Here is a 728-nt window from a genome sequence, read left to right on the forward strand (position 1 = left end):
CGTACCACGCGAAGAAGATGGCGCCCCAGGTAGTGAGCATGATCGCCCACCAGATGGTTAGCTTGGGTCGAAACCGCATTCGATACTTTCAGCCGGATAACGGTACCGATCACCGGGCGGCGGCGAACAGGTTGCAAGGAAACGAAAGAGCTAGCCACCGCCGCTCCGTGTGCATCGGATGGTTATCCGCCAATTTTGGGTGTGGCGGGGACAGAGTTTGGTGGCTCATACGACCAGCCTTTCTTCATCCACACATTCGATTCATCACCGAAGTAAACACCACCAAATGCAGAGCTAGAGCCATAGAAAGTGAGATGTGGACCGCCGCCCCCCGTCACGATCTTGGAAAGCGTGAAAGGATGCGTACCACGCTTTGCAACCAATCGTTGAGATTTCAGTTCGGAACTAGCTGCGGCCTTGCCTCCCGGTTTCACGCGTTGGGTTGTGTAGAAGCACAATCTCGCATGCTCGGCTGAGTTCAGCGTATAGGTTCCGGTAACAGTGATCGTCGCACCGACCTCGAAGGCGTCTCCAGTTGAAGTAACAGAGTCGATTTTGATGTAGTCTCCATTGAAAAACTGGGCTTCGCCAAGGAAGAACACGACAGGGTTGTCAGCGGTGGCAATGTTTGCAATCGGAATCGCGAGCATCGTAAGCACGGCCAAGAGTCTGGAGTTCATTCTAGGTCTCGCAGTGAGGAGTAATGCAGTAGTTACAGTCGGATAACG

At 53.6% G+C, this 728-nt stretch carries 1 protein-coding gene; it reads right to left on the reverse strand.

Annotated elements, in window-relative coordinates; all coding sequences use genetic code 11:
* Positions 1-182: 182 nt before the first annotated feature.
* The coding region (locus RSSM_RS20700; protein WP_236621276.1) for a hypothetical protein at positions 183-728 on the reverse strand (546 nt) is incomplete at its 5' end.

The organism is Aporhodopirellula sallentina SM41 (assembly GCF_000346505.1).
Lineage (GTDB): Bacteria > Planctomycetota > Planctomycetia > Pirellulales > Pirellulaceae > Rhodopirellula > Rhodopirellula sallentina.